The sequence below is a fragment of the Petrotoga halophila DSM 16923 genome (assembly GCF_002924615.1).
Genome location: NZ_JALY01000010.1, coordinates 1 through 8,248, shown reverse-complemented (window position 1 = coordinate 8,248; position 8,248 = coordinate 1). Strand labels below are relative to the sequence as shown.

Annotated in this window: 9 protein-coding genes; 6 read left to right on the top strand and 3 right to left on the bottom strand. The window is 35.0% G+C overall.

Translation table 11 applies throughout. From position 1 onward, the window contains the following. The 5 genes from AA81_RS14375 to AA81_RS00390 all read left to right on the top strand — a co-directional run. A partial coding sequence (locus AA81_RS14375) for a hypothetical protein (RefSeq protein ID WP_211292611.1) occupies positions 1-190 on the top strand: 190 nt, incomplete at its 5' end. Positions 191-291: 101 nt separating this feature from the next. Then, positions 292-528: a preprotein translocase subunit SecG gene (gene secG, locus AA81_RS00405; protein WP_103076947.1), complete on the top strand. Its 237-nt coding sequence runs from the start codon at positions 292-294 to the stop codon at positions 526-528. A gap of 15 nt (positions 529-543) precedes the next feature. Beyond that, positions 544-1,737: a tyrosine--tRNA ligase gene (gene tyrS / locus AA81_RS00400; protein WP_103897871.1), complete on the top strand. Its 1,194-nt coding sequence runs from the start codon at positions 544-546 to the stop codon at positions 1,735-1,737. Between the two features lie 99 nt (positions 1,738-1,836). Next, the gene (locus AA81_RS00395) at positions 1,837-2,793 is read left to right on the top strand and encodes an S-layer homology domain-containing protein (RefSeq protein ID WP_103897870.1); all 957 of its coding nucleotides are present in this window, start codon (positions 1,837-1,839) and stop codon (positions 2,791-2,793) included. A 103-nt stretch (positions 2,794-2,896) separates the two neighbouring features. Beyond that, a complete protein-coding gene (locus tag AA81_RS00390) occupies positions 2,897-4,258 on the top strand; it encodes a hypothetical protein (protein ID WP_103897869.1) in 1,362 nt (453 codons plus the stop codon). A gap of 62 nt (positions 4,259-4,320) precedes the next feature. Here the strand turns inward: AA81_RS00390 and murA are convergent, their stop codons facing one another. The 3 genes from murA to AA81_RS00375 form a co-directional block, all read right to left on the bottom strand. Beyond that, positions 4,321-5,580 (bottom strand): UDP-N-acetylglucosamine 1-carboxyvinyltransferase, encoded by a 1,260-nt coding sequence (murA, locus tag AA81_RS00385; protein ID WP_169999564.1) that lies wholly within the window; start codon positions 5,578-5,580, stop codon positions 4,321-4,323. A 66-nt stretch (positions 5,581-5,646) separates the two neighbouring features. Continuing rightward, on the bottom strand, positions 5,647-6,459 hold the full coding sequence (locus tag AA81_RS00380; protein ID WP_103897867.1) for a hypothetical protein: 813 nt from the start codon (positions 6,457-6,459) through the stop codon (positions 5,647-5,649). Next, entirely contained in the window at positions 6,410-7,243 is an 834-nt protein-coding gene (locus AA81_RS00375; RefSeq protein ID WP_103897866.1) for a Cof-type HAD-IIB family hydrolase, read from the bottom strand. The genes AA81_RS00380 and AA81_RS00375 overlap by 50 nt, the downstream gene beginning before the upstream one ends. Positions 7,244-7,631: 388 nt before the next feature. On the opposite strand from AA81_RS00375, the gene AA81_RS00370 reads away from it, so the two are divergent. Beyond that, positions 7,632-8,057, top strand: a complete 426-nt coding sequence (locus AA81_RS00370; RefSeq protein WP_103078305.1) for a PPC domain-containing DNA-binding protein — start codon at positions 7,632-7,634, stop codon at positions 8,055-8,057. Positions 8,058-8,248: the final 191 nt, after the last annotated feature.

Here is an 8,248-nt window from a genome sequence, read left to right as displayed (position 1 = left end):
CACCCATAAGGATAAAAGAGTTCTTACCCTTTTCCCCCTCCCTGCCCATAAGGAACCGTTTCCTTTTTTTACTCAATCTTATTTTACCTTTTTGCATTTAAAAAAGCTAATCAAATTATTCTTGATTACAGGCAATTATGGGCAATTATTATCGATTAAGCTAGAAAAACTTCGTTTTTCTCTATTTTAAGAAATTTAAAAAAGGTTTGCATAACGTTAGTTCGTATGATATAATAAAAAAAGAATTATAAATTTTTGTTGATATTCAACGCAATAAAGAGGAGGAAATTTATGGGTTTTCTAGGTGTCTTGCTTATAATTATTCATATCATTTTAGCCTTAGGCGTAATTTACTTTGCACTGCAAAGAATGCAGAAAAATAGTGAAATAGGTGGGGCGTTTGGTGCAGGAGGTTCGGCTGCCAATTTTGGACGAGAGAAAGGGTTAGATAAAACCTCCAAAATTGCTCTAACTTTTGGTATACTTTTCATGATCAATTGTTTTTTGGTAACCTGGATAATAGCTTAAAGGAGGATCCAATATTTGAGCCCTGAAGACCAACTTAAAATTATACAAGAAGATTCCATCGATCTTATTACACCAGAAGATTTTTTGAGCAAAATAAGAGAAAAAGGCCAATTAAAAGTAAAATTGGGGGTGGACCCTTCAAGGCCAGATCTTCATTTAGGACATGCAGTTGTTTTAAGAAAGTTAAAACAGTTTCAAGAGTTAGGTCATATAGTTTACTTAGTAATAGGGGATTTTACCGCAAGAATAGGTGACCCTTCTGGAAGATCAAAAACTAGACCTTTACTTTCTGAAGATGAAGTCCGAGAAAATTCTAAGACATATGTTGAACAAGCTTTTAGAATACTCCAGCGTGATAAAACTGTGGTAAAATCTAACAGTGAATGGCTTTCCAAATTATCTTTTGCTGATGTAATTAACCTATCATCAAGATACACAGTTGCAAGAATGCTAGAAAGAGACGATTTCAGTAAAAGGTTAAAAAAAAATCAGCCTATAAGTATATCTGAATTTTTGTATCCTATAGCCCAAGCGTATGATTCTATTGTCATCGAAGCTGATGTGGAACTTGGAGGTACAGACCAACTTTTCAATCTTTTAGTGGGCAGGAAGCTCCAAGAGGAGTTCAACCAATCACCACAAGTAGTGCTTACAATGCCATTGATTGAAGGGACAGATGGATACTTAAAGATGAGTAAAAGTTATGACAATTATATAGCTTTTAACGATTCTCCACAAGATATTTTTGGTAAAGTTATGTCTATTCCTGATCATCTTATTATTAAGTATATGAAATATTTAACAGATACTCCAAAAGATAAAATAAAAAAAATTGAAGAGCAAATGAAAAGTGGAGAATTGAACCCTAGAGATATTAAAATGATTTTGGCAGAAGAAATAGTTACTTTGTTATATAATAAAGATGAGTCAGAAAAAGCCAAACAAAACTTTGTCTCAATCTTCCAAAAAAGAGAAATGCCTGACGATTTGCCAGAGATTCAAATTAAAAGTGGAGAAACGATTTTAGATATAGTTTCAAAGACCGACGTTTACGATAGCAACAGTGAAATGAAAAGGGCTATAATGCAAGGTGCCATTAGAATAAACGACGAAAAAATAAAGGATTTCAAAGATGTCGTTGATTGTGAAGATGGAGCTATATTAAGAGTTGGGAAAAAGAGTTATTTTAAAATAAAAAAGATTAAATAGATTTTGCAAAATTTCTTTAAATATAGTATAATAGAGTGACGGGTTTTTGAAAGACGTAGTTTTTTATCAAATCAAATTCAGAAAAGGGGGTAAGGAAGAATGAAGAAAACACTTGCTTTTTTTGTAGTAATGGTATTTGTGGCTTCTGCCTTTTCACTCGGCTTCACTGATGTAGGAGAAGATCATTGGGCCTACGATTACGTTATGAAGCTGGTAGAAAAAGGTGTAATTCCTGTAGACGAACCAACATTTAGAGGTTATGAGCCTTTAACAAGAGCGGATGCAGCAGTTTGGATGTCGAGGTTGGTAACTTATTTAGAGAACTCTCCTGAAATCGCAAAGACTAGCGATTTAGCCTATTTGGAAGCCAAAGTAGGAGATCTCTCAAAGAAAGTAAATAACGTTGAAAGTCAGTTTAATTCACTGAATGAGCAGTTGCAAGCGGATGATCTTTTATCCGATCTGCAGGCAACATATCAAGATGTTAAAAAGACAGCCTACAGAGCCAAAAACATAGGAGATGCTTTAGAGACTGATCTGTTGGCAGTTAGTCAGGACGTAGCTGGTTTAAAGGCAACAGTTAGTCAGCTAGAGGCAACTGTAGAAGAAACAAAGAGTTTGGCGGAACAAAATCAAATGTTTGTAAAAGCATTACCTACACTTTCACAGAAAGTGGCTTCAAATGAAGAAAGGGTAGCCTCACTCGAAGAATTCAAAACAACTATGGCACAGCAACATTTGAATCTCAAATACGATACTTACGACAAGATTGACGAATTAACCAACAGGGTATCTACAAATGAAGAACAAATCACATCTTTGTCTCAAGATTTAGCAGATGTAAAAACTCTAGCTCAGCAAAATCAAATGTTTGTTAAGGCTTTACCAGATCTTTCCAAAAAGGCCGCTTCGAATGAAGCTAAAATAATGGAGTTAAGTCAACAAGTAGAAGCGCAAAACGAAGAAATAGCAAAAGCGCAAGATAAAACAATGTTATGGTTAGTGGCTGGTTTGGGAGTTGTTTTAGGTGCCGTTGGCATCTTCATGCCTCAATAAATACTATGAAATGTTTGATTTGTATTGACAAGTACTGTGGATGTTTGCTATAATAGAAAGGATTCTTTAAAAAATTAAATCAAAAGTAGAAGGGGGTTTTTGTATGAAGAAAGTTTTATTGTCTTTGTTGGTAGTTTTTGCTTCACTGGCGCTTTTTGCAGTAGAGCCAGCATTTGATGTTAGTGGAACTGCAGGTTTTGAATTCAAGATGGATGAAAGTGCATTGGATATTGAACAGGTGTTGGACCCGGATCTCAGTATTGATGTTAGTTTTACTACGACTCTTCCGGCAACTTTAACAGCAGGTTTTACATTTTCACCTGTAACTACTGAATCAACTCCAGTTTACGACATTGATTTTAATCCTACAGATGTTGTAACAAGTGTTGCGCCTGGATTGAGTTTGGACTTTGTTCAATATGAGGAAGAAGCATGGTTGTTAAGATTCGAACCTAATGTTATTGGGTTGAGCACTTACACGATTAACGGAGATTTCACTGATGCTGAAGGTGCATTAAAACTTGGCTTAACCGATTACGGGGTCAACTTAGTATTAGCAGATAGAGCACTTGGAGAAGTTACCGAGCATGCTACAGGAGATTTCGCTCTTCCCCAAGACTGGATTTTAGGTGCTAGTTACGATCTCGATGTAAGTGGAGTAAAAGGACTTGTTGCTGGAGCTTTTAAATTTGAAGATGCTACCAACAACAGAGTTACCGTTGAAGGAGAAGTTACGGAAGTACCAGTTCCAGGTGAGTTAAGTGCTGATTTAGTCTTTGGCATGTTGAATTTCGATGATTCTGGCGAGGCCTCATCTGCTACGGCATATAGGGTAGACGCAGCTTATAAATACCCATACATAATGGAACCAATAACAATTACACCTCACGTTGGTTTCACATGGCAGAATAATTTAGAAACTGTTTATGAAGAAGAATATGGTAACGATGCTGATGGCGCAGTTAGTTGGGCTGACACACAAGAAGTCACAGCAGGAGTAGATTTAAGCTATCTCGCAACACCATTAACAGTTGATTTAACTGATACATTAGCAATAGATTTATCAGAAGTGTCATCGCCTGTGTTTGCTTTAGATCTTACTCCAACCGTTGAATACGCTATTTCCGATAAAAGTTTAGCAGGAGTAGAGGTACCTGTTGCAATTGCTGATTTAACAGACTTCGCAAGTACATTATCTATTATCCCTCATGGATATTTAACCTATGGTGTGGCTGAAGTTCCTGTAACTTTAGGTGCCGATGTTTACTATTTCTTCGAAGATGGAGAACAAGCAGAAAATCCAATTGCATATATGGGTGAAGTTTCTTATGATTTAACTGACAATATGACAGCTGGAGCTCACTTAGGTAACGAAGTTTTGGACGCCGATGGTAATTTAGTAGGAGCAGCTGCGTTAGCAGACTTACATTGGTATCTATATCTCAAAGCTGAATTTGAATTCTAAGATAACTGATAAACCAAAAAGCTGGCTTTTTAAAGCCAGCTTTTTTAAAAACTAAAAAGTATTTATTTTTCGTAAATTAATTCTATACCCACTTGTTCTAATTTTTCGTGTATGTTTTCGTATCCTCTAAAGATATGATCCACATTCGAGATAATTGTTTCACCTTCTGCAACGAGCCCAGCTATAAGTAAGGCAGCGGCGGCTCTTAGATCTGTTGCCTCTACAGGTGCTCCTGATAATTTGTTTACCCCTTCTATAATAGCGGTATTGTCTTCTACCCTGATCTTTGCTCCCATTCTGTTCAACTCATCAATATGGTAGAATCTGCTTTTAAAAACAGTTTCGGTTATTGTAGATCTTCCTGGAATCAAAGATAAAAAGGTTGTAATCTGGGGCTGCAAATCTGTTGGAAATCCGGGGAAAGGGGCTGTCTCCATGCTAATACTGTTCAATGTGTTGAGAAGAGTTACTGCTACTTTTACTTCTCTTTTGTTCTCGTCGTAATCTACTGGGCTTCCTATATTATCAAATACTGAGAATAAACTATTTAGATGCTCAGCAGATACATTTTTTATGGTTAGTTTTTCGCCTATGAGTTTACCTAGTATGATATAGGTACCAGCTTCAATTCTGTCAGGAATTATGGTGTATTTTACCCCCGATAATTTTTTGACACCTTCAATCTTCAATATTGAGGTTCCGCCACCTGTAATCTTAGCACCCATTTTGTTTAAAAAGTTTACTAGATCAGTCACTTCTGGCTCAATAGCGCAGTTGGTGATTGTTGTATTTACACCTTCCAACAAGCAAGCGGTTGTCAAAACGTGTTCTGTAGCTCCAACACTTGGAAAAGGCAAGGATATATTTATAAAACTGTTAGGAAGGTTCAATTTACTGGTTACGAAACCGTGTTCTATCGTACTTTCAATTCCAAGCTTTTTTAAACCCTCTAAATGAAAGTCCACTGGTCTTGCACCGATCGAACATCCGCCTGGAAGTGCAACTTTTGCATAACCATTTCTGAGGGTTAATGGACCGTACACGTTAAAAGATGCCCTCATTTTCCTTACGGGTTCATATGGAATCTCAGAATTGATATTACCTGAACTTTTAATTATCAATTGATCATCGAAACGTTCTATTACTTTTCCTGCACTTTCTAGTATTTCAATCATGGTTCTTACGTCGGCTAAATCAGGGACATTCCTTAACTCAATATCATCGTCGGTGAGTAAGGATGCTCCCATAATTGGTAGCACAGCGTTTTTTGATCCAGAAACGGTTAAAGTGCCTTTTGCCTTTTGAGGTCCTTTTACAATCATTTTTCCAGATGTATCTAAACCAATACTTTTCAATTTTAGCCCCCCTAAGAAATAATGAAAGAACGTTCACCAATTTTTATTTCCGGTAGGTTGTAATTCACCAGAAAAAACTTTCCTCGCACTTTCTTCAACCGATTTAGAAAAATACGTTACTGATTTTAAATCTGTAGTATTTATTTTTCTGTATAGTAAGTTTTCTCCTTCTTCGCGCCATCCCGTTAATACGATGCTATTGTTAAAAATTTCCTGAATTGTTTCTTCAAGAGTACCTTTACCGTAATTCCACGGAAGTGAAAATAGATTGTTTTTCTGAAGGTAAAGATTATTACCATCAAAAAAAAGATCCACATTTTTTATTTGATCTGAATAAGTGTAAAATGATCCACTCTTTTGAAGTAAAGATTGCGTAGCATTTCTATCGTCTTTGGATGTTATAATGATTACAGGGGTGATTCCACTTGTTTCTAACCCTCTTATCATTCTGTAAATTATTTCAGATATCAAATAAGGTGAATTTCCAATATACATTAAATGATCGTCTGCATCTTCTTCCAAAACCATTAAATTACCGAACACAACAAAATCTATTCCCAAATTTTTAAGGTGATAACCTAATTCTCTCGAAAAATCCTGAATTAAAGAAAAGTTTCTAACTGCTCCTAACGCCAAATAACAAAGTTCTGGATCTATCTCATTTAAATCCAAAAAATACCCCACCATGTAATTTGGGTCTATTTCAGCATTTTCAATATCGGTTAAAGTATGAAAAAATTTTCCAACTATTTGATTATCTTCTTTTATTATATCGTATATACTTCCAAAAGTAAAGCTAAATATTAACATTATCGAGATCATCAGCCAGTATCTTTTCAATAGCATATGCCACACCGTCCTCATCGTTACTTTGTAACAGATAATTTGCTACTTTTTTTACATCTTCTGTGGCGTTTCCCATGGCAAAACTGTTTTTTGTTAATTCAAGCATGTCTATATCGTTTTCGGAATCACCAAAAACGTATAGAGTATTGGGATCTAAATTATACATCTTTGAAATTATCTTCAAACTATTCCCTTTGGAGACACCGTAAGGAATAAAGTCCAAATAAGTATTCCAAGATTTCATGAGGTTAAACTCTCCTTGGAACTCATTTTCCGCCAATTTTTTAACGAGGTCTATTTTATCAGGCTCTCCAATAGCTAATATCTTTAATGTTGGATGAGACGAATTTTCTATTTCAGCTATTAAATTATCTACCAGCTCATAATCAACAAAGGAGTGTTTAGAGTAATCTCTAATCTCTTTATCGTCTATTTCTGAAATAAGTTTATCGTTTATATAGATGTGCCTGTGGATATTAAGATCTCTAAGGAATTTTATACACTTGACAGTGCTTTCTTTTGAAACACCCTTTTCAAAAACTACTTTTTCATTGTGATCCACTATATATCCTCCGTTGTAAGAGGAAATAATCACATTCCCTTTCAAAAAAGGGAGAAAGTTTTCAACGACGTACATGGTCGATGCATACATTCTTCCACTTGCTATTATTATAAGGTGGTCTTCTTCTTTTAATTTTTTTAAAGCTTGATATGTTTTTGGTGAAATTCTTACCTCAGAATTTAAAAGAGTACCATCCAAATCAAAGACAAACGTTTTTTTCATTTTTTTCTCCTTTCGACCTGTAACCTTTTTAAAAGCAAATTCCTTCTTTTATTAGCGCCGAACGTTAAGGGGGTTCCCCTTAAAAACCCCAAATCAAGGTCAAAATCATTTAAAAACATTTTTTGCACACTGCGGCAAATGCTCCCAACCCATCTAGGGAAGTGATTTTCCCACCCTTTCAACCCGTTCCACGTCCATTAAGGAAGGGATCCTGTTACCCCTTTGCTCCGTAGCCTGAGAGAATTTTAAACCTTCTTTTATATTTTACCATATAAATTATTAATTATAAATTAATAAAGCACCCTTATAATGTTTTTCTTTTGCTTAAAGCCATCATAACAAATGTGTGGTATGATTTTCATTAATCTAATTGAAGGGGGAGTATCGAATGGATTTTGCTAAATTTGGTAGTAAATACATAGTTAGATTAGATAAGGGAGAAGAAATATTTTCAACTTTGAAAGACTTTTGTACAAAAAATTCAATAAAATTAGGCACTGTATATGGTTTAGGTTCAACGAACGCTATAACTATTGGTTTGTTCAATACCCATGAGAAGAAATACTATTCAAAAGAGTTTAAAGGAGATTTTGAAATTTTGAATCTCACAGGTAATATAACTACTATGAATGGAGAGACTTATTTGCACTTACATGTGATTATCTCAGATTCTGATCTTCGTTCATATGGTGGACATTTGAATTCTGCAATAGTTAGTGGAACCGCAGAAATAATAGTTGAAAGTATAGATGGCACTGTAGATAGAAAATTTGATTCAGAAGTTGGTCTCAATCTGTATAATTTTAGAAGATAGTGTATTCTATTTTGAGAAGGGAGTAAATAAATTGAATTTTATTGATACTCATTGCCACTTGTTACTCAAACAGTTTGATGAGGATAGACAAGAGATAATGAAAAAAGTTAATGAAGAATTAGACCTATTGATAGAAATTGGTATAAATGTAGAGTCTTCAAAAAGTGTCGCAGATTTTGTAAAAGATGAGG